Genomic DNA, 18,667 nt, shown 5'->3' with positions numbered 1-18,667 from the left:
GCCATGTCGCTAGAACCGATCGGGATTTTGACCATCCTACTCGGGTTGCTCTGCCTGCCGCTCGGTTATCGCACCACTTTCGGCGTGCTGATGGGCACTGCCCTGTTTGGCGCGGCCGCCGCCATCCTCGTCGGCGGCGCAAACATTCAACCGGCACACCTGTTCTTAAGTTTTGCCATGGCGGCAGTGCTCGCTCGGCGCCACGAGGCTGCCGCTGCGATGCGAGCCATGAGCTTCGGCCAACCCGGATTCTGGCTGTTGTGCTTGGTGATCTTTGGCGTCGGCTCTGCTGTCCTGATGCCGCGCTTACTGGCTGGCGCAACGCAGATCGTTCCTCTTGGCGCGTCGGAATACGCCGACACCGGCTCAACCGTCCCGCTTGGGCCCGTGTCCAGCAATTTTACTCAGTCCGTCTACATGGCAGCGGATCTTGCCTGCTTCGGGATCACGGCCGCGATCGCAACGACTCATGCCGGCTTTCGCGCCGTTGTCGCCGCAGTACTCGGCTATTGCGCCGGAAACGTCCTGCTCGCCATGCTGGACATCGGAACGTATGCGACAGGCACCCAAAGTCTCCTCGATTTCATGCGGAACGCCCGGTACACAATGCACGCCGATGATCAGGTCAACGGCGTAAAGCGGATCGTCGGTTCATTTCCCGAAGCTTCCGCATTCGCGCGCGCCACTCTCGGAGCGTTCGCGTTCACCGGCACCCTCTTTCTGAGCGGCAGGATGCCAATGCTCACCGGCCCGATGGCGCTTGCATCGCTGGCGCTTGTCGTTCTGTCAACCTCCTCGACAGGATTTGCTGGGGCTCCACTGGTCGGCTTGATCCTCTACGCCGGACTTCTGCGGCGATCGGGCTTTCAACCGAACCGTCCGCTCAGTTCCGCGGCCGTGCTATGCACGCCGATCCTCCTGGTCATCGTGATCTTGGGCGTGCTCCTCGACGAACGAGCCAGCGAAACGGCGCGTACCTATGTCGATACGTTGATTCTCAACAAATCCTCTTCGACCTCGGCCATCGAGCGCAGCTCGTGGAATGCGGCTGCCCTACAGAACTTCTATGACTCCTTTGGTTTCGGCGTTGGGCTCGGAACCATCCGCACATCGAGTTTTCCGATCGCACTGCTTGCCAACGTTGGTATTCCGGGAACTGCCTTCTACCTCCTTTTCGCGGCAACAGCCCTGTTCGCACCATTGAATGGTCCACGGGCTTATGAGACCGACGCTCGCCTAGCCGCGCGCAATGCATGTTTTGCTCTCATCATTGGCGACACGTTGGCAGCTCCATCCGTGGAGCAAGGTCTGCTGTTCTACGCCCTCGCCGCGCTGGCTTGCGCTTCACCGCGGGATCACCTCGAAGGAGTGTTGCTCACGCCATCCGAACCCTCGGGAGCCAAAGCATGAATGCATCCAGCAGTTTTGCCGTCAATGGCCGCTATCTGACTCAGCCCACGAGCGGCGTGCAGCGCTACGCCCAGGGCGTCACGGCGGCAATGAATCAGGCACTCGTCGGGTCCGGCGCAAGCGTTCCGATCATTGCCCCCGCGGCCGCCCCCGATCCTCGGCTTCAGGCCATGCCGCTTATCCCGGCGGGGCATCTCGGCGGACACCTCTGGGAGCAATTGGTTCTTCCCGGGCGGTGGCCCGGACGGTTGCTCAATCTCGGCAACACAGCGCCGGCCGTCAAACCGGATCAGGTCGTGTGTATTCACGACGCCAACGTGTTCGACGCACCGGAGAGCTATCGACCAGCGTTTCGCGCGATCTATCGCACCCTGCAACCGCTGTTGGCAAAGCGCGCTGCAAGGATCACCACCGTTTCAGCCTATTCGGCCCGACAACTTGCCCGGCACCTGCCGCTACGCGCCGCGGACATTGCGGTGCTCCCAAATGGACACGAGCACGCCTTGGCCTGGGACCCGAGCCTTGCGCGCAAGGATTGCCAGGTTGCGGCCGGCACTCGGTTCGTGCTGGCGCTCGGATCGCGCGCTCCGCATAAGAACCTGCAGCTGGTTAGCACCATCGCCCCGGAGCTCGCCGCAATGAACATCGGCGTGATCGTCGCCGGTGGCGGGGCGGACATATTTTCCCCTGAACTTCTAACGGCAGCATACGGCCTAACCCTGCTCGGCCGCGTCACAGATGACGATCTCGCCTATCTGATGGATCGCGCCTTGTGCTTGATCTTTCCATCATGGACAGAAGGTTTCGGGCTTCCGATCGTCGAAGCCATGGCGCGTGGTTGTCCTGTCATTGCCTCGGATCGCGCCAGCATGAGCGAAGTGTGCGGCGATGCCGCCTTGCTTGCTCCCCCCGACAATCCACAACGATGGGTGCAGTGCATTCGGCAACTCTCGACATCCGACGATCAGCGCGATGAACTGATCGGGCGTGGCCGCGAGCGCATCAGGATGTTCTCCTGGGCGCGCACCGCGGCTGGATACGTCGAGCTGATGCAAGAGCCTACATCGGCTCTGAGAAGGCGTGAGACCACCGTTGGACGCATGCCCAGAGTGGCAGTGGCAATCGCGACACGAGGACGGCCCCAAACGGTGACGGCTACCCTGAGTCACTTGCTGCAGACCCAGACTCTCAAGCCGGACGCCGTCATCGTGTCTTGCGTCAACCGTGAGGATGCGGGCGATGCCGCCGAGCTGCCCGGCGTTCGGCTTGTCACCGGCCCCGGCGGCTTGCCGGCTCAGCGAAATACCGCGTTGGCCGCGCTCAGTAATGAGGCCGACGTGATCGTGTTCTTCGACGATGATTTTCTGGCGGATCCCGATTGGTTGGCCGCGGCCGCGCAAACATTTCGAGACGAACCAGAGGTCGTCGGCTTCACTGGGTATCTTTATGCTGACGGCATCCTCGGACCGGGTCTCAGCTTTGACGAAGCGCGGCGCATCTTGACGGAAAGCACGCTGTCGCCCGAAGCACCGCGCATCGAACCATTCAGCCCGTACGGCTGCAACATGGCTTTCCGCATGTCTGCGATCGGCAACATAACCTTTGATGAGCGGCTCGTGCTCTATGGGTGGCAGGAAGACCGGGATTTTGGCGCAGCGCTCGCAAAGCGAGGCGGCCGGCTGATCAAATCCCCCCGCGCCCGCGGCGTGCATATGGGACAGAAGGCGGGCCGTGTTGCTGGAGGTCGCCTGGGCTATTCCCAAGTCGTCAATCCAATCTACTTGCTGCGCAAAGGCACGATGACGCCTCGCCAGGCAACCATGCAGATCTTTCGGAACGTCGCCATCAACCTGGCGCGCGCTGCCAGACCTGAACCTTTCATCGATCGGCGGGGCCGACTTCGCGGTAACGTGCTCGGTTTCGCCGACGTTCTGAGAGGCCGTCTTGAACCCGAGCGCGCAGCGACCCTCATACCGAGCGACAAGAGCTCGGGCCCGCGACCAGCAACTCCAAGCACAGGCACTCGCGATGACGCCACTGCCTCATGAAGCCCCGCGAGCCGGCACTCTTTCCGCATCGACGACCAGGCAATGCCTCGTCGCAACGTGCAGGCATTGAGTCGTGCTTGCCCGCAAAACCCTGTTGGGCGCCGCTTGGACTGTGTCGTCCAGGCTAACAGCCCGGGCTATCGATTTCGTCACGCTTCTGGTGCTCGCACGCATCTTAACGCCCGCTGATTTCGGCCTCACCGCCCTCGCCGCTACCGTAACGATTATTGCGGACATGGTGCTGGAGGTACCAACGCTGCAGGCTCTGACGCGCTTGCCAAGCGTAGCGAAGTCGCATTTGGATACTGCCTTCACCTTGAGCGCGCTCCGAGGCCTCGTCTTGACATTGGTGCTTTTGCTCGTGGCGTGGCCCTTTGCGCAGATTTACCAGGATTCCCGCCTGGCCAGCTTGATCATCGTGAGCGCCATCGGACCCTTGGCTCGCAGCCTGTACAGTCCGGGAATGGTCGAATACACCCGCAGCCTGGCTTTCAGGCCAGTCTTTGTTACCGAGATCTTTGGCAAACTTGCCGCAGCGATCATTGCAGCGACAGCAGTCAAACTTGGCGCTGGGTACTGGGCCATCGTCGCCAGCGGCATCGCAGCGTCCTTGGGCGCCACGTCGATGTCGTACCTGTTGGCCCCTTACAGACCAAACCTCTCGCTGTCGAAGTTTCGGGAGTTCTCGGCTTTTCTGGGTTGGCTGAGCGGCGCCCAGATCATCATCGCCCTGAGCTGGCAGTTTGATCGAATCCTGCTTGGCTATTCATCGAGCAAGGCCACATTGGGTCAATACACCATCGCCAGCGATCTATCGGTGATGCCAACCCAGAGCCTGATAGGCCCGGCGATGCAGCCTCTCATGGCCGCACTGTCGCAGATCAACCAGAACCAGGACCGGCTCCGTCACGCCTATTCGAAGGCGTCCCGGCTCACGATGTCACTTGCCGCGCCGGCATGCATCGGAATGTCATTGACCTCGGACTTGATCGCCGAGGTCCTGCTGGGCCCGCAGTGGGGCGAGGCTGGAATCTACTTGCGGTGGCTCGCATTATCGACCGTCCTCAGCGCGTTCTATCAGCCTCTGCATTCGTTGGCGCTGGCCACCAATCGAACCCATCTGGTGTTTCGCCTCACCCTGGTCGAGCTGTGCGCCAAGATCCTGCTTATGTGTTTGGGTTTCTACTTCTATTCGCTTGCAGGCGTGGTGGCGGCACGGGCCGCGGTCTCGTTCATCATGTTCGCCCTCTCCTTGATGGGAGCCCGGCAACTGGTCGGGACCAGCGTCGCGTCTGAGGCGGCCAATCTATGGCCAATCGCCGCCGCATCGGCGGTGATGACCCTTCTGGTGATCAGCCTGCGATACAAGCTGCCTGAGCTCCAGCTGGCTGCGGTTTTTGAACTGGGAGTGATCTCTCTGTTCGGCGCCATTGTCTATGTCGGCGCACTGTATGGCTTTGGTGTTCGGATCAGCGGCCGCGCAGGGGCGGTGTGATGGTCGAAGTGCACGATGCAGGATCAAGGAGAGCGAGATGACCGAGAAGGGGCATGCAACAAAACGCCCGACCTGGGCAGTCACGATGGTCGCGCTCACGGTCGGGATTTCATTCGGTTCTGCGTTCGCGGCCGAGCAGCCTGCATCGTGTGAACTTCATCCCGTCTTGCTTGAAGACTTCAACGAGCTCAGTGTCTCAGCGACCCGCCTGGGCGCAGCCCGTTGGACCGCACACACCCCTTGGTCGGGCGATTTCGGCGACGCGGCATTTGCCAATCCGGGACCGAGGGGGCCATTCAAGGTGGAAGACGGAGTTCTCACCATCACTGCTTCGAAGGATCGGAACGGCAAGTGGACGTCGGGTCTTCTGGCTGCGGCCGATGCTTCCGGCGCCGGGACCGGAACCCGGTACGGCTATTTCGAAGCACGTATGAAGATGCCGCCCGGTCCGGGAACGTGGCCCGCATTCTGGCTTGCCGCTCTGAAGCCCGCCACGGTGACGGAAGGAAACGTCGAACTTGATGTCATCGAATATTATGGGCAGTTCACATCCGCTTATCAGGCCGCCACGCACATCTGGTACAAGCAACAACCGCAGAAGACCCGGGGCGAGGGGCAGAAGGTCACGGTACCGAACGATGCACTTGTGCAAGACTTCCACACTTTCGGCGTAGATATCTCGCCGCAGGCCATTGTTTTCTTCTTCGACAGAACCCCGGTCTGGAGCCAACCAACTCCACCTGAACTCGACGGTCCGCTCTACCCTCTCGTGAACCTGGCCCTCGGCGGTGGTTGGCCGATCGATCAGACACCCAATCCTTCCACGCTGTTGGTCGACTATGTCCACGTGTACGGGCGCGGGCCTGGTCCGGCCGAAGGCTGTCCGCCTGCCCCTGAAGTCCTACCACGCTGAAGCATAGATGTCCGCTCGATCCCAATGCGCAATCACAGCACATCTTTGATCAATTCGCGAAGGGCTGACTGCATGAAAGTCGCGATCATTCACTATTGGCTTGTGGGGATGCGCGGCGGCGAGAAAGTCCTCGAAGCTCTTTGCGAGATGTATCCCGAGGCGGACATCTATACGCACGTCTATGTTCCAGAAATGGTCTCCGAAACTATTCGCAAACACCGCGTTGTTTCGACCTTTATCAATCGGCTACCGCGCGCTCCACGCATGTACAAGACCTATCTCCCGCTCATGCCGCTCGCTCTGGAGCAGCTAGATTTGCGCGACTATGATCTGATTCTCAGCAGCGAATCCGGACCGGCAAAAGGCGTCATTGCTCCTCCTCACGCTCTCCACGTCTGCTATTGCCACACACCCATGCGCTACATCTGGAATATGTTTCACGATTACCGAGCCAGCGCCGGTTCGCTCGCGCGGCTGGCCATGCCCTCGCTTGCGCACTATCTAAGACTGTGGGATGTCGCTTCCGCCGCACGGGTCGATAGCTTCGTTGCCAATTCCGCAACCGTCGCCGGCCGCATCCGCCGCTACTACGGTCTCGACGCCAACGTGATTCATCCTCCAGTGGATACTGCAGCATTCTCGCCGTGCCCCTCCTCCGAACTCGGCGACTACTATCTGATGGCCGGCGAACTCGTGTCCTACAAGCGGCCCGACCTTGCGGTACGCGCGTTTAACGAATTGAAACTGAAGCTGGTGGTCATCGGCGGCGGCGAGATGTTATCCGAGATTCGCCGCCTCGCCGGCCCGACCGTTTCCGTGCTCGGACCGCAGCCGTTCGAGGCACTCAAGCACCATTACGCGCGCTGTCGCGCGCTCATCTTCCCGGGAGAAGAAGACTTCGGCATGGTCCCGGTAGAGGCCATGGCGAGCGGACGTCCGGTGATCGCTTTCGGGCGGGGGGGCGCTACCGAAACAGTCGCAAACGACCTGACTGGTCTCTTCTTCGACGAGCAGACCATTGATGCCATCAGCAATAGCATTGCCCGATTCGAGCGAATGACCTTTGAGCCCGAGGCTATCGTTGCTCACGCCCAGCAGTTTGGCCGCGAGCCATTCATCCGCAAAATGCGTTCGCATATCGATTTCCTTTTCGCCCAACGCGCCAGATCGGAGACAGCAAAGCAAGGAAGCGCTCGACATGAGCTCAACTCTCAATTGACTGTTTCTTGAGCACAGCCTGCACGGCATTTGGGCTCTGTAACATCAATTTAATGGGCGATACTGCTTTTTGTTTAAATGCCAATTCTTGTTTGCGCGAGCAGATGCGAGCCGCTCCTTTTGGACTGTACGCGTTCATAAAACGAGTTGAGTTGAGGGCGTGGAATGAACATCGCCGGCGAATTTCGGCCCTACGCGACGGCGACAGAAGCCGCCCCTGATCAGGCAAGATCTCTGCTTCTGCTACGCGACTTCTTACGTCGCGAATGGCGTCTTATTGCCTTCATGACGGCCGCCTCGTTGGCGCTTGGCTCGCTCTACGTCGGGATGGCGCCTCGCAAGTTCACGGCGCAGGCCGACATGTTCGTTGATACCAAGGGAATTACTTCGCCACGAAGTGAGAATGCCCAGGAACATCAAGGCGTAGACGACGCTGTTGTGGAGAGTGAGATCGAGACCACTAGGTCCGAAAAGGTCGGCAAAGCGGTCATAAACAAGTTGCATCTCACGGATGATCCAGAGTTCGTCGCCTCGGGCAATGCAATCACAAGCCGCTTGGCCCGATGGTTACGGCTAACGAAACCGTCCGAAGCAAGGCCTTCGTCTGCCGAGCTGGAGCGACGCGCGCTTGGCGTTCTCAAGGACAATCTGCGCGTCACCCGTTTGGGCCGCAGCTACGTCGAGCAGATCGCCTATACTTCGCTTGACCCGGACAAGGCTGCACGGATCGCCAATGCTTTCGCCGATGCCTATATCGAATACCGGCTGCAGGCAAAGTACGAGGCTACCCGACGCGCCAGCGTTTGGCTGGAACAGCGGATCAGCGAACTCCGTCAGCAGGCCAGCAATGCCTACAAAGCCGTGCAGGACTTCAAGGCCGAAAACGGCATCATCATTGGCGTCGAAGGCAAATTGGCGAGCGAGGTTGAGCTCGATCAGCTCGGCGTCGCACTGGCCAAAGCTCGCGCCGACACCAGCCAAGCTCGCGCCAAGCTCGAGCGCATACAACGCATTCTCGAACAACGACCTGAGAAGGAGAACTTCACGATCCCAGATCCGGTTGTCACGGATGCGCTCAACAGTCCGGTGATTACCAAGCTACGTCAGAAATACCTGGAGAACCAAAACAAGCAAGCCGAATGGAGCGCGCGCTATGGGGCCGAGCATGAGGCCGCCAGGAATCTGCGATCCGAAATGGCAGCGCTGCAACGGTCGATGTGGGATGAAATCTCTCGTATCGCGGAGAGCTATAAGAGCGAACTCCAGATTGCGAAGTCGCAGGAGGAGGCGATCGATACGCGAATGATCGAGATCTTCCAGCAATCCGGGGCGACGCGGCAAGCTCAGGTTCACCTGCGGGAGCTGGAAACGGGTGCAAACACCTATCGTGGCATCTACGAGGCCTTCCTGTCTCGATTCACCCAGTCGGTGCAACAGCAGTCGTTTCCGTCGACCGAGGCCCGCGTGGTGACGGAAGCGTCGGCACCTACAAAGCCAAGCTCGCCCAAGCTCGCCATCGCCTTGGCTTTCGCAGCGATGTGCGGGCTCGGCCTGGGCACGCTCGCAGCAATAGCCCGAGAGCAATTCATGTACCGGAGGGTCCACACACGTGACCAGCTCGAGAAGCTGTTGAGCACGCCCTGCCTGGCCGCTTTCCCAGCTGTTTCAAAGCTGCGGACGCGATGGCGCGGCGGTCACGCCAGCGCCTTCCAGCAGATCAACAAAGCCGCTCCTTTTTCAGCTACGGCCGAGGCGTTGCGTTACATCAAGGTCGCTATCGACCTGCATCCGGCCAAGCCAAAAGTGATCGGCATTACGTCGGCCCTTCCCGGTGAAGGGAAGACAACCGCCACCGCGGCGCTCGCCGCATTCCTCGCGAAAAGCGGAGCCCGCACGCTTCTGATTGATTCCGATCTGCGTAAACCGGCCTTATCCAAAATGCTTGGCTACGAGCGCCGGTTGGGGCTGCAACGGATGGTGGTCGATCGGTTGCGTCTCAAGGACGTGATCATCAACGACCTCAATTTCAACTTCGATGTCGTCCCCTCGCCATCCGGGGCACCGCCCTCGAACAGCTCGGATGTGCTTTGTGCGTCATCGGTCAGGCTGGGACTGGAGCGAGCTCGCGAGGACTACGACTACATCATTTGCGATTTGCCGCCGATCTTGCCCATCGCTGACGTCAGAGCGGTCGCAAGCCTGTTTGACGCTTTTGTGATGGTGGTTGAATGGGGCACGTCCACCAACGAGGTCCTCAAGGCAATCCAGTCATCGCCGCTTGTTTCGGAGCGATTGCTTGGCACCGTCCTCAACAAAACCGACGAAGCGTTTATGCGTCGCTTTGAGGGTTATTCCGATCGGCGCTATTCCTATTACCAAAACTGAAGGAAGCTAGAGGCGCCGCTTCCGCCTTTTCAAATCGCAAAGTCATCACGAGCTCAATTGATACTACGATGAAAAAATCCGCTGGCTCTGCCGAAACTTTAAACTTGTATTAATTTTGCACCGCCGTCAGAATTTAATCTGCTCGCATTGGGGGGCGATGAGACCGCAAGAAAAGAGGGGACGAGCTCGAAGGCATTTTAGTTTTGTTTTATGGAGTTCCCGCAATGGCCAATGTGGTCGATACACGCGGCGAGTTGCCTTTCATTTCCGCAAAGAGACGTTCTCCCGCCCACGTGGCACCGCGTCCCGTGGGTACAGTCGCAAAGAGATCGGTTGATCTTGTATTGGCAGCTTTTGGCATTCTGCTGCTTTCTCCTTTGCTGTTGCTCTGTTGCTCGGCCTTGATTTTGTTCTCGCCAGGACCGGTGCTGTTTCGTCATAGACGGGTTGGGTTTAATGGTCAGACCTTCGACTGTCTGAAGTTCCGTACCATGGCCCCTGACGCAGCGGAGCGGCTGCAACGGTTGTTGGAGTCGGATCCTGCGGCCGCAGCCGAGTGGAAGGCCACTCGCAAGTTACGCGCAGACCCTCGCGTCACGCTGTTGGGCGCAGCGCTGCGTCGCTCCAGCCTCGACGAATTGCCTCAGTTGTTCAATGTCATTCGCGGTGACATGAGCATCGTCGGACCTCGGCCCGTCACCGAGGAAGAACTGGCGCGGTACGCGTACAAGGTCGACGCCTACCTCGCCTGCCGTCCTGGAATTACCGGCCTTTGGCAAGTGAGCGGTCGCAGTACAACCACTTACCGCCGGCGCGTTGCCTGCGATGCATTCTACGCGCGCAATTGGTCCATGGTACTCGACAGCAAGATCATGCTGGCTACCATCCCGGCTCTATTCGAGGATGCAGCATATTGAAAGTCTACTCGCCGCCCCCCGACCGGACATCTCTGAAGACAGGAGGCCTGATACCCTCTGCGAGCACAGAAAGCCATTTGAACCGAAGATTTTGATCACCGCTCGATTGGGATCCGACTTTAAGCCGTTGCGACACTCTCGAGTTGCGAGATCGATCGAACCATTGAGGGATGATGATGAGAGCGAGCTCGACCCAGGCCACAGCTTTCGAATCCGTTTGCTCGAACTGCGCGACCCTGGCGGTTACGTTTCAGTGTGCTGACGGAGCTCTCGATGACACGCCAGTTTTTTGCACGAACTGCGGTCGCTTGCGCGGCCTCATTGGCGCGGTCAGGAAGATGGCGCATGAGCCCGCCGCCCGCACCCCCCACCCTGCTCGACCGCCACTGAGTGACGCCCAATTTCCGCTCCGAAGGCTCCTTTGCTGCCCGAATACCCGTTGATCGCGTCTTCAACAGGCCCTGTACAAAATGTTGGAATCTACCTGATGAAGTCGAGGGCGCGGCCCTCGCATCTGATCTAGACCAGGTCTGACCGACGCTGATCCGAACGAAGCGCGGCTTCGGCTTTTAAGGTGGAGTCGCGAGCGGTCGGTTGATAGTCAAATCTGCCTTGCCGTCCAATCGATTCGATGCCTAACTTGCGCAGTGCGGCCACCGTGCTTGCCGCGTGTTCGTCGGCCTGGTCGGTGTAGATCGGGTAGGCATTGCCAAGCATATGCGTGCCCTCAAGCCGAAGGTCGCCCAAAAACAGTCTGTTGTCGCAGGTGTGAGTTCTAAAGTCGCTATCTGCCGTACTAATGTCGTGCGCCACGTGCTCAGCATTGACTTCGACGGAGAAGAATTCTCGGCCGTGGCACCTGCCGTAAAAATCGGAATGAATCGTGAGGCGCTTCCACGCCCCTTCGCTTGAAAAATTGTACAGGATCGGTTGCTTGAAGCCTCTCTCACCGGAAAAGCTATAGAACAACGTCAGCAACGTCACGGTTTTCAGCTCTCGATGCGTTTGCAGACCACACAGATCTTGGATGCGTGCTAGGGGAATGGTCGAGACCAGGCGACGGCCGACGATCGCACGGTCGTTCGCCAGGACAATCGAAAACTCACCGTTCTGCCTTTGAACGCGAGCTATCTTGGTCCCCAGCACAAAGCCCGCGCCTTGGCCTTCGAGCCGCTCCATTGCCTTGCGATACAGGAATCCGAAGCCCTCCCGCGGTCGAACGAGTTGTTGATTGGGAGCCACATTGGGGGCACGACGAAAGGCCCGCCCAACAAGGTTTCGCAGCGTCGCGTGCTCCTTAATCCAAAGCATCCTTTTCTCTGCAAACTTGACGTCGACCTGATCGGCGGGAAATCCGTAGAACCGGCTCAGATAATAGCCGAGGCCTGTGCGCTCCAGTAACCGCCTTCCAATCCAAAAAGTTGCAAAGTCCTTGGCACTTCGGATCCTGCGGCGGAAGGTTCGGGCAAAGATGATCGAGCTCACCATCCAAAGCCATTCCAACGGACCGGCTGAAAGCAGATCGTCCTTGATGGATAGCGGATAGTGACTTACTGCGCCTTGCGGAGTGAGACGCCCCCACGACGGGTAGATTTGAATATAGAGCGGTAATAACTCAGGAAAGTGCGCCAATAACGGCGAATCGTCCTGAAAGATGTAGCTGCCGACATCGAAGGTGTAGTCGCCGACCTTGCAATCGATGTGGTTTCCACCGCTCCAGGCGTACTCGTCGACGACAAGGACGTTCCTCGCGCCGTCGCGCAGCAAGATCGATGTCGCTACAAGGCCGCTGATTCCAGCGCCCAACACCACTGCATCGTACCGCGCCTCGTCAAGGCTGTTCGTCATCAGCGACCATCCAGTGACCCGGTATGTATTGGATTATTGAAGCGCATTTCTGAAAGCGCGACTAGCAAATTAGATGCGTCGCGAGCAGAAGCTCCTGGTGCCGCCTGCTCGGCGCAAGTGCAGCTCGCTCGGTTTTCGCGACAAAGGTTCTCAGAGAAGCTGACTTAGGTTTGTGCAGCGAGTGCCTAGAATATGACGCGCACTTTCGGGTTGCCCGGTGGCGCTGGCAGGCTCTGAAGCTACAGAGACCTGACCCTGTGCTTTGCAAGAACCGATGTGATCGGGGAATCGTAATACTTGTCCAGACCGATCGCCAGCAGAATGCAAATTGGTACTAGTGCAAAGAGGTAACAAGAGGGTGCCTGCTCAAGATGAGTTGCCTTTAGCAGACCGACCGTCGTCATAAGGATTGGAACGTGAACGATGTAGAGTGGATACGAAAGGCGGCCTAGCACACTAAGAAGACGCTGCTTTTGCTGGAGATGGCAAGCGACGGACAGATACAATAGGAGTGGAAAGATAAGGACGATCGAAACAGCATCGAAAACAGAGCTTCGGATCGGAAGGCAAAAGACGGTCGCGAGCAGAAGGATCATTGGCCAAAGTAGAAGTGTGGGCAGGAATGGTTTGGGGCGGTAATGCCAAACCAGAACGCCGGTAAAGAAGCCGAACAGGGTGCGAACAGCACCTCCGAAGAAAGTAGTCCACGTAGCTCCAAGATCGGCGGTACCGTGTTTAAGGATCGTTAGGGCAAGGAGTCCACCAGTGACAGCGGTGATCACCCAGGCGCACTTCGTATCTACCCGCAATATCAGCGCCGCCCAAAGTAAGTTGACGGCGATTTCAAATGACAACGACCACATCGGGGTGTTGGTGGGGAATGTCGTGTCTGTGGGAGCCTGACTTACCCAGGCCTTAGGCAGCAAAGCCGCGTTGAAGGCCGTCCCGCCGAGGATGTCAGAAAGTGCGTACTGCGAATGTTTCTGAAACGCCAAACGGAGTAAGAAATACCCTGTTCCCAATAAGAGTCCCAACAGACTAAGCGGCAATAACCTCTTCATGCGAATTTGCAGGAATTTGGCAACTGTTAGCCTGCCAGACTGAAGACGCATCGCATACGAGTGCGAAAGTACGAACCCGCTAAGCATGAAGAAGAAATCCACCGCCAGATAGCCATGAGGTGCCAACTGCGGCGCACCGACGATTGAAAGGTGAAAGAACAGGACGCCAATGGCGGCGAAGCCGCGAAGCGCGTCTAGCACTTCAAACCTCTCTTCTGGCAATCGACACCTAAGTATTTTGCGTGACTATGCGCGCCCGCGGTCAATTAACGGAATTAAGCGATTAAAATCGAGGCAGCGTGAGACCCGACGTCGGGGTCAAGAAGGCATCTTCAACTCGGACAGTATGCATCCGCTCCCCCGAAGGGGCCACGCGATATAGTAGGCGCTCACGCACAAAATTGAACCATCTCCTCGGCGGTGGTCCAGACACCACGCTGCTGCCCCCCGTAACAAGCAGCCCTCCTTCTTGCTCCGACCGCATAACGACTGCGCACTGAAAGGGACGAGGGAGTGGACAGTCATTTCAGGCTGTGGTTGGCTGCGCGCTTTGGACCAAAAAAAGACATTCCCGGTTATGAATAGCGTAAACTCAAGTCGCACGTGGGCGCCCGAAGATGATAACGCGCTGAGATCGGCAATCATCAATGGCCAGTCCATCCTAGAAATCGCCGCGACCCTCTGCCGAACTGAAAACGCCGTGCGGCGGCGGCTCTATCAGCTTGGCCTTTCAACCGCTCGGCTTGGCTCTAGGCGTCGTCCAAGTCAAAGGTTCGGATAAGCCTCTACTTGAAGGGACGCTGGCCGAAGCTCCCTGAGGAGCGGACGGGGCTCGACTTTTGGTTGCGGAAGGTCAGAATGACCGGGAATTTTGCGAATCCGATATTAAGCCTTTCGGACCCGTAGTACGGACGCTGCAACATGATCTACGAAGCGTTTTTAGCGCCTACCGAATGCCCGAATTCCTCTCATGAACTGAGGCGAGCACTTCTTACTTTTTGATAAGATTTACGTTGCTGATCCTAACGACCGCGATCTATTTCCACCCCAAGCCTTTTTGATGGCGATCGGCATGCCCCCAATATTTGGATTCAAATCGGGCTCGGTTAGGCCGCTTGGTAAGCTACCCGGCTACGACGATGGCTTCGATAAACTGATGACCCCGACGTCAAGGCTTGATCGACGTGGTGTCGTCCTATGATCTTAGTACGAGCCAGCAATTACGCTCGGGGCTGTACAACTTGGCGACTATCCCTTGAACTTCGGTTCTCTACTTCAGGGACCGAAACATTGGTCGCGACATCGATACCCTTCGTGTTGCCGTCAAGGGAGACGCAGCGCTTTCTCGATTCGGAGATGAAACAATCGCCGCTACAGCATCAACTCAAGCTGCTGCGGATGGTAGCATAAATGATGACCCCGCACTGCCGTTCTTTGACGAAGAACTCGCCCGCGATCATTTGCGGTTACAAATCTCCCATATCGCCCGGGCGCGGATTGCTTCTGTCATGAAAACAATTCGTTTCAGCGTGTCCAAACAGATGGTTCCGCTATTGGGAATGCATGTTACGGCGCGGTCGCTAAGCAAATTGCCACGAGAGCGAACGCGGTCATAGACGCTTCTTCAGTCTCGGCGAACTGATAGTTTCGAGGGAAATTTCGAAGCAGTTGCGATCTTTCGCACTTGCGATCTACGGCAATCATCTTACTGTCGTTTCATAGGCCCAACCGGCTGCGCAAATGGTCACGCTCCTCGAGCAGTTCTCGGAGTCTTTGAGCATTGTCAGATTGTATCTCCTGCCACTCGATGCGATCCTCTGCAGTCCACAAGTAGGACTCGCGATTGAAACGATCTTTCTCGTTTGCATCAAACTCCATGTATAATTTTATGTCGCGTTCGACCTGGTCCAGTTGTTCTTGGAGAGTAGTTGGCATCAGCCGTTCCTTCGGCTCGCCTCCAGCCCGCTCCGATCTACGACGCAATCGGTATGGCGATCAATGGGCGTTGTCCCTCGCGGCTGATATATCCAGCCCATTTGAACTCGTTCGCCTCAAAGTGCCACGTCGGAGCAATTTTTACTAAAGTACGTAGCTCAGATCGACTGATCTCCCTCCATGAGATTATACAGACAAGCTAAACTCCCGGAGGAAGCGGCAAAGCACCCTCCAGTGCGTCAACTGCACTCTCGGAGAAGTTGTGGCCGCAATCAACCGTTGAGTTTTTCCTATCAATCCACGCACGAACTTCTGAGAGCGCCTGGTCCGGTGCCGACCGGCACCGTCGGTCTCGTCACCACCACGATGGCCGGTGTGAGGCTGCGCTATCGGGAGAGCGTGCCGACCGCGATGAAAACGGCATCGGTCGCGGCGGTCGGCTTAGTCAGGTCAATGGTCAAGGCGCTTAGCTTTGACAGTGTTCGCCACCATCTCGTCGAGACCCATGTTAGCAGATCGGGATCGCGGCGATCTCCTCGTCCTTGTGGACGCAGATCACGTACTGACCGAAATCCGCAAACAGTCGCGGGACATCGGACTCACATACTCCGGCCCGACCATCGCAATGCGCACTTCGGGTGTTGCTTAGGTTCTTTGATAGTCGTCTTCAATCCGGATGATGTCGTCTTCCCCCAGATAGCTTCCAGTCTGGACCTCGATCAGCTCCAGCTGGATCTTGCCGGGATTCTCCATCCGGTGGACGGCGCCCATCGGGATGTAGATCGACTCGTTCTCGTGCACCGTCTTCACCGTCTCGTTGACGGTCACCTGCGCCGTGCCGCGGACCACGATCCAGTGCTCGGCACGATGATGGTGCTTCTGCAGCGACAGCCGCCCGCCCGGCTTCACCACGATGCGCTTGACCTGGTGGCGCTCGCCATTGTCGACGGATTGATAGCTGCCCCAGGGCCGGTGCACCTTGAGATGCTCCTCGGTGACCTTCGGCGCCACCGATTTCAATTTCGTCACCAGGCGCTTCAGCCCGTTGGCATCCTTCTGTCGCGAGACCAGCACCGCGTCCGCGGTCGCGACCACGACGAGATCGTCGACGCCTTCGAGCGCGACCAACGCGGAATCCGTGGTGACGTTACAATTGCGGGAATCCTCGAACACGGCGGTGCCGTGCGCGGCATTGCCTTGCGCGTCCTTCTCCGACAGCTCCCACACCGCATGCCAGGAGCCGACGTCGGACCAGCCGCACGACACCGGCACGACGGCGGCGCGCGAAGTCTTCTCCATCACCGCATAGTCGATCGAGATCGCCTTGGCCGCGCCGAACGCGTCGGGCTCCAGCGTGACGAAGCCGAGATCGCGGCCGGCATTGTTGACCGCATTGATGACGGCCTCGACGCTTGCCGCATCGACCCTGCGATATTCGTCGAGCAGCACGCTCGCCGGGAACATGAAGTTGCCGCTGTTCCAGAGGTAGCCCGAATTGACGTAGTCGGAGGCCTTCACCGCATCCGGCTTCTCGACGAAGCGCGCAACCGCCTGCACCTCGCCCGCGATCACGTCGCCCGGATTGATGTAGCCATATTCCGTTGCCGGCCGTTCCGGCTTGACGCCGAAGGTGACGATGCGCCCGGCATTCGCAGCCGTGAGGCCTTCGCGACAGGCGGCGACGAAGGCGGCATTATTCTGCACGACGTGATCGGCCGCGAGCGCGAGCACGATCGCCTCGCTGGCGCGGTTCTGCGCGAACACCGCGCCGGCCGCGATGGCAGGGCTGGAATCGCGCCGCATCGGCTCGAGGATCACGTCGGCCTCGATGCCGATCTCGGCGAGCTGCTCCAGCACCATGAAGCGATAGGCCGCGTTGGTGATGACGATCGGCCGGTCGAACAGGGCGGGATCGGACACGCGCAGCAGCGTGTCCTGGAACGTCGAGCGCGTGCCGAACAGCGGCAGGAACTGCTTGGGGAGTACTTCGCGCGAAGCGGGCCACAGCCGCGTGCCGGCACCGCCGCACATGATCAGGGGGATTATGCGTTTGTTCAAAATCTGAAGCTCCAGGCCAAATTCAATTCACAAATGTCGTACGACATCCATAAAGCCAGAATTGCACAGTAGGAACACAAATTCGAAATAACCTTAGCAGAACCCCTATTGCCTATTCCGCAGACCTCAGAGCCGTTAATCTAAGCTTGCATTTTTGACCCAGCCCATCTCCCTATTCTCTTCGTTTTCGAGTACGAACGGGCCTACCGAACCTAGAGATCATTTATGACAAAGAAACGTGCACTTATTACGGGCGTGACAGGCCAAGACGGAGCCTATCTCGCCGAATTGCTCTTGGAAAAAGGATATGAGGTTCATGGCATCAAACGCCGGACCTCTCTCTTCAATACCGATCGTATCGATCACCTCTATCTCGACCCTCATGAGCCAAATCCACCGTTCCGACTGCACTATGGCGACCTCACGGATTCTTCGAGCCTGATCCGGATCGTTGGCCAGGTGCAGCCAGACGAAATCTACAATCTCGCGGCGCAGAGCCACGTTGCCGTTTCGTTCGAAGAGCCCGAATACACGGCGAATTCCGACGCCCTCGGCACTTTGCGCATCCTAGAGGCCATGCGCATTACTGGTTTGGAGAGGCAGGCGCGCTTCTATCAAGCATCAACATCTGAACTGTATGGTTTGGTCCAGGAGATCCCGCAAAAGGAGACCACACCTTTCTATCCGCGCTCGCCGTACGCGGTCGCCAAGCTTTATGCCTACTGGATCACCGTCAATTACCGTGAAGCTTATGGGATGTATGCCTGCAACGGCATCCTCTTCAACCACGAATCTCCCGTCCGCGGCGAGACCTTCGTGACCCGAAAGATTACCCGGGCTCTCGCGCGCATCCATTTGGGACTGCAGGAAAGGCTTTATCTGGGCAACCTGGATGCCCTGCGCGATTGGGGACACGCGCGCGACTACGTCGAAATGCAATGGCTGATGCTGCAGCAGGACAAGCCGGAAGATTTCGTGATCGCCACTGGCGTGCAACATTCCGTCCGAGAGTTTGTCAATGTCGCGGCGAACGAAGTCGGCATGACGGTCCGCTGGGAAGGAAGCGGCGTAGAGGAAAAGGGATATGACGCCAAGACCGGCAAGTGTGTCGTTTCGGTCGATCCCCGCTATTTCCGCCCCACCGAGGTCGCGACGCTTCTTGGTGACCCGTCAAAGGCCAAGCAGAAACTTGGTTGGGAGCCCAAGACGTCGTTCGAAAGTCTGGTTCGAGAAATGATGAAGGAAGATCTAGAATCCGCAAAGCGGGACGAACTCATCAAGCAGCACGGGTTCAGATATTATCCGCGCCACGAGTAGTTCTTGTAGATCGGCCGGTAAGGCGACCAAACCAGGCAAGTGAGCGCCCATCAGATCTCTCA

The 18,667-nt window shown here is 58.2% G+C and carries 11 protein-coding genes; 8 read left to right on the top strand and 3 right to left on the bottom strand.

From position 1 onward, the window contains the following. Positions 1 to 3: 3 nt before the first annotated feature. The 7 genes from I6F37_RS14090 to I6F37_RS14060 all read left to right on the top strand — a co-directional run bounded on the left by I6F37_RS14090 (position 4) and on the right by I6F37_RS14060 (position 10,386). The gene (locus I6F37_RS14090) at positions 4 to 1,410 is read left to right on the top strand and encodes a hypothetical protein (RefSeq protein ID WP_225151581.1); all 1,407 of its coding nucleotides are present in this window, start codon (positions 4 to 6) and stop codon (positions 1,408 to 1,410) included. Further along, positions 1,407 to 3,458 carry a glycosyltransferase gene (locus I6F37_RS14085; RefSeq protein WP_225151579.1) on the top strand — a complete coding sequence of 684 codons (2,052 nt, stop codon included), beginning with the start codon at positions 1,407 to 1,409 and terminating at the stop codon, positions 3,456 to 3,458. Before I6F37_RS14090 ends, I6F37_RS14085 begins: the two co-directional genes overlap by 4 nt. A 73-nt stretch (positions 3,459 to 3,531) precedes the next feature. Next, complete coding sequence (locus tag I6F37_RS14080) at positions 3,532 to 4,953, top strand: lipopolysaccharide biosynthesis protein (protein WP_225151576.1); 1,422 nt, start codon at positions 3,532 to 3,534, stop codon at positions 4,951 to 4,953. Positions 4,954 to 4,990: 37 nt separating this feature from the next. Next, on the top strand, positions 4,991 to 5,866 hold the full coding sequence (locus I6F37_RS14075; protein WP_225136169.1) for a glycoside hydrolase family 16 protein: 876 nt from the start codon (positions 4,991 to 4,993) through the stop codon (positions 5,864 to 5,866). Between the two features lie 72 nt (positions 5,867 to 5,938). After that, entirely contained in the window at positions 5,939 to 7,096 is a 1,158-nt protein-coding gene (locus I6F37_RS14070; RefSeq protein ID WP_225147014.1) for a glycosyltransferase, read from the top strand. 153 nt (positions 7,097 to 7,249) lie between these two features. Continuing rightward, on the top strand, positions 7,250 to 9,469 hold the full coding sequence (locus I6F37_RS14065) for an AAA family ATPase (protein WP_225151575.1): 2,220 nt from the start codon (positions 7,250 to 7,252) through the stop codon (positions 9,467 to 9,469). 224 nt (positions 9,470 to 9,693) lie between these two features. Further along, the gene (locus I6F37_RS14060) at positions 9,694 to 10,386 is read left to right on the top strand and encodes a sugar transferase (protein WP_225151573.1); all 693 of its coding nucleotides are present in this window, start codon (positions 9,694 to 9,696) and stop codon (positions 10,384 to 10,386) included. A gap of 519 nt (positions 10,387 to 10,905) precedes the next feature. Here the strand turns inward: I6F37_RS14060 and I6F37_RS14055 are convergent. The 3 genes from I6F37_RS14055 to I6F37_RS14045 all read right to left on the bottom strand — a co-directional run bounded on the left by I6F37_RS14055 (position 10,906) and on the right by I6F37_RS14045 (position 17,288). Then, positions 10,906 to 12,234 (bottom strand): NAD(P)-binding protein, encoded by a 1,329-nt coding sequence (locus tag I6F37_RS14055; protein WP_225151571.1) that lies wholly within the window; start codon positions 12,232 to 12,234, stop codon positions 10,906 to 10,908. A gap of 239 nt (positions 12,235 to 12,473) precedes the next feature. Continuing rightward, positions 12,474 to 13,496, bottom strand: a complete 1,023-nt coding sequence (locus I6F37_RS14050) for an acyltransferase (protein ID WP_225151569.1) — start codon at positions 13,494 to 13,496, stop codon at positions 12,474 to 12,476. Positions 13,497 to 15,875: 2,379 nt separating this feature from the next. Then, positions 15,876 to 17,288, bottom strand: coding sequence for a mannose-1-phosphate guanylyltransferase/mannose-6-phosphate isomerase (locus I6F37_RS14045; RefSeq protein WP_225151567.1), 1,413 nt, complete (start codon positions 17,286 to 17,288; stop codon positions 15,876 to 15,878). A gap of 225 nt (positions 17,289 to 17,513) precedes the next feature. Between I6F37_RS14045 and gmd the strand changes: the two genes are divergently transcribed. Next, positions 17,514 to 18,605, top strand: coding sequence for a GDP-mannose 4,6-dehydratase (gene gmd, locus I6F37_RS14040; RefSeq protein WP_157288144.1), 1,092 nt, complete (start codon positions 17,514 to 17,516; stop codon positions 18,603 to 18,605). The last annotated feature ends 62 nt before the right edge of the window (positions 18,606 to 18,667 follow it).

The sequence above is a fragment of the Bradyrhizobium sp. NBAIM08 genome, from assembly GCF_020193935.1.
GTDB classification, from domain to species: Bacteria; Pseudomonadota; Alphaproteobacteria; order Rhizobiales; family Xanthobacteraceae; genus Bradyrhizobium; species Bradyrhizobium yuanmingense.
The sequence above is the reverse complement of the archived record's forward strand: the minus strand, read 5'-3'. Positions and strand labels throughout refer to the sequence as shown.

Coding starts and splice junctions, on each gene's coding strand:
- I6F37_RS14090 (WP_225151581.1), top strand. CDS start 4: ATGTCGCTAGAACCGATCGGGATTTTGACCATCCTACTCGGGTTGCTC.
- I6F37_RS14085 (WP_225151579.1), top strand. CDS start 1,407: ATGAATGCATCCAGCAGTTTTGCCGTCAATGGCCGCTATCTGACTCAG.
- I6F37_RS14075 (WP_225136169.1), top strand. CDS start 4,991: ATGACCGAGAAGGGGCATGCAACAAAACGCCCGACCTGGGCAGTCACG.
- I6F37_RS14070 (WP_225147014.1), top strand. CDS start 5,939: ATGAAAGTCGCGATCATTCACTATTGGCTTGTGGGGATGCGCGGCGGC.
- I6F37_RS14065 (WP_225151575.1), top strand. CDS start 7,250: ATGAACATCGCCGGCGAATTTCGGCCCTACGCGACGGCGACAGAAGCC.
- I6F37_RS14060 (WP_225151573.1), top strand. CDS start 9,694: ATGGCCAATGTGGTCGATACACGCGGCGAGTTGCCTTTCATTTCCGCA.
- I6F37_RS14055 (WP_225151571.1), bottom strand. CDS start 12,234: ATGACGAACAGCCTTGACGAGGCGCGGTACGATGCAGTGGTGTTGGGC.
- gmd (WP_157288144.1), top strand. CDS start 17,514: ATGACAAAGAAACGTGCACTTATTACGGGCGTGACAGGCCAAGACGGA.